3 protein-coding genes are annotated in these 2,801 nt (G+C 32.8%); all 3 read left to right on the top strand.

Annotation, left to right across the window (positions count from 1 at the left end):
* The first annotated feature begins 225 nt into the window (after positions 1-225).
* The 3 genes from CN514_RS24085 (at position 226) to CN514_RS24075 (ending at position 2,743) form a co-directional block, all read left to right on the top strand.
* Positions 226-999 carry an SDR family oxidoreductase gene (locus CN514_RS24085; protein ID WP_098234737.1) on the top strand — a complete coding sequence of 258 codons (774 nt, stop codon included), beginning with the start codon at positions 226-228 and terminating at the stop codon, positions 997-999.
* Positions 1,000-1,194: 195 nt separating this feature from the next.
* The gene (ald, locus tag CN514_RS24080; protein WP_098234736.1) at positions 1,195-2,328 is read left to right on the top strand and encodes an alanine dehydrogenase; all 1,134 of its coding nucleotides are present in this window, start codon (positions 1,195-1,197) and stop codon (positions 2,326-2,328) included.
* A gap of 130 nt (positions 2,329-2,458) precedes the next feature.
* Positions 2,459-2,743 carry a hypothetical protein gene (locus CN514_RS24075; RefSeq protein ID WP_176526059.1) on the top strand — a complete coding sequence of 95 codons (285 nt, stop codon included), beginning with the start codon at positions 2,459-2,461 and terminating at the stop codon, positions 2,741-2,743.
* Positions 2,744-2,801: the final 58 nt, after the last annotated feature.

The following is a 2,801-nucleotide window of genomic DNA, read 5'->3' as shown; positions in this document are numbered from 1 at the left end:
TTCATAATAATAGAAAACATAGTTATCTTTTTATAAAATAATCTTACTAAATTAAAGATATATGTATAAGATAATGACATAATTTTTAAAGGATTAGCTTTATGCTTAAATAAACAATTAAAAAGGTTAATGAGAATAGATTTTAAAAATACATACAATTGATTGATTTATCTAGATGATTTTCACAAATATATAAAATTATTTAGACTCGAAAGGAAGAGTTTTATGAGGCATGCTGTCATTACGGCAGGATCAAAGGGATTAGGGAAGAAAGTCACTGAAGCATTTTTGAAGGATGGTTATTCAGTAACTGTTACGTACTTTTCTGATGAACAGGCTATCGAAGAGCGAAAAGAAGAATGGAAGGATTATTTGGACCAGGTTCTTTTTGTAAAAGGTGATATTTGCGATAAACAATTTATAAATGAGATTGTCTCAAAAACGATGGAGAGATTCGGTAGGGTTGATTGTCTTATCAATAATGCTGGCCCGTATTTATTTAACCGTAAAAAACTGGCTGACTACACTGATGAAGAGTGGGAATACTTGTTGTATGGAAATTTGCATAGCGTGTTTTATCTTTTAAAGCAAATTATTCCAATTATGAGAAAGCAGAAATACGGACGTATCATAAATTATGGATTTCAAGGTGCTAATTCAGCTTCGGGATGGATTTATCGTTCTGCATTCAGCGCAGCTAAAGTAGGTCTAGTTTCATTAACTAAAACAATAGCCTATGAGGAAGCTGAAAACGGTATAACATCTAATATGATTTGTCCTGGGGATATTTTTGGTGATATGAAAGAAGCAAATCAAACTGAAGCAAGTAAGGTTGGAAAAGGTCTTGCACCAGTTGGAAGATCTGGTACTGGGGAAGATATAGCAAGAATGGTGCAATTTTTGTGTAAGGAAGAGTCTGATTTTATAACAGGTGATATCTTTGAGGTCACAGGTGGCTTGGATGTCATTAATAAATACAGACATATTCCATTATCATGATAATTAGTGGGACAATTCCATTTTTAAAGCATAATTTATAGTAAAAAAGATTCTGAATTAATATTTATTAAACGAAATTAAGCGTTTTCATTTTCTGCACTATATGTTTTGTGTTAATATAAAAATGTATTATTTATTAATAAATAGAGCTCATCCTAAGAGGCACGAATTAAATATATTTCAGGGGGAAATAACATGCGTATTGGGGTACCAAAAGAAATAAAAAACAACGAAAATCGTGTAGCAATGACACCAGCTGGAGTAATGAACTTAGTTGGACATGGTCATTCAGTTTACATTGAAACAAATGCTGGAACTGGTTCAGGATTTACTAATGAAGAATACGTAAATGCTGGCGCAACAATTGTTGAAACAGCTGAAGAGGCTTGGAATAATGAAATGGTTATGAAAGTTAAAGAACCAATTCCAAGCGAATATGGATACTTCCGTGAAGGATTAATTTTATTCACATACTTACATTTAGCTCCAGAGCCTGAATTAACTAAGGCTTTAATTGATAATAAAGTAGTAGGAATTGCTTACGAAACTGTACAAGTTGGTAATACATTACCGTTATTAACTCCAATGAGTGAAGTAGCAGGACGTATGTCAGCTCAAATCGGTGCTCAATTCCTTGAGAAAAATAAAGGCGGAAAAGGTATTTTATTAGGTGGAGTACCAGGAGTACGTCGTGGAAATGTTACAATCATTGGTGGAGGTGTAGCAGGAACAAATGCTGCTAAAGTAGCTGTTGGTCTTGGTGCTCATGTAACGATGATTGACTTAAATCCAGATCGTTTACGTCAATTAGATGATATTTTTGGTCATCAAATTACGACTTTAATGTCAAACCCTTACAATATTGCTGAAGCGGTTAAAGAATCTGATCTTGTAATCGGTGCAGTATTAATTCCAGGTGCAAAAGCGCCAAAACTTGTTACAAAAGAAATGATCGAATCAATGGAACCAGGTTCAGTTGTAGTTGATATTGCAATTGACCAAGGTGGTATTTTCGAAACAACAGATCGTATTACAACTCATGATTTCCCAACATATGAGAAGCATGGAGTAGTACACTACGCTGTAGCAAACATGCCTGGTGCAGTACCTCGTACTTCTACAATGGCATTAACAAATGTTACAGTACCTTATGCAGTTCAAATTGCTAACAAAGGTTATCAAAAAGCTTGCTTAGATAACTCTGCATTATTCAAAGGTATTAATACACTTGATGGATATGTAACTTACGAAGCAGTAGCGGAAGCTCACGGTTTAGAATATAAAGAAGCAACTACTTTATTACAAGGTACATCTGTTTCTACTAACTAATAAAAAGTAAAATCCCTTTATTGAATCGGTAAAGGGATTTTATGTTATTCTCAATTCTAATAACATTCACTTTATTTTTATAGTATAATTGTATTATAATTTCCATTTTATGTAAAAAGGAGTGAGGGTATTGGAATTTATTTTTATCCTTATTTTTCTGATTGCAGGTATTTTCGGGTTTAACTGGCTAATGGGTTATCGTAATCAAAATATTACATTAGATTTAGATGAGCGCTATTTAAATCTAAATGATTATGCAAAGGCTGTGAAGACTGAATTAGAAAGCCAAGGTAAAACAGTTGATTACAGAGGAAATAAACTTTTTATAATAAATGGTAAACAATATCATCTAATTGAACGAAATGTATCAAAGGGTGGTGTTCCATTACAACATACAATCCTTCAAAAGGTTTAATAAAAAAACCCTTCTTCAATAAATTAAGAAAGGGTTTACACGCTGTTGAAAAACAACC

This window comes from Bacillus sp. AFS001701, assembly GCF_002559405.1.
Taxonomy (GTDB): domain Bacteria; phylum Bacillota; class Bacilli; order Bacillales; family Bacillaceae_G; genus Gottfriedia.
Note: the sequence above shows the minus strand (reverse complement) of the source record. Positions and strands in the feature narration are given on the sequence as shown.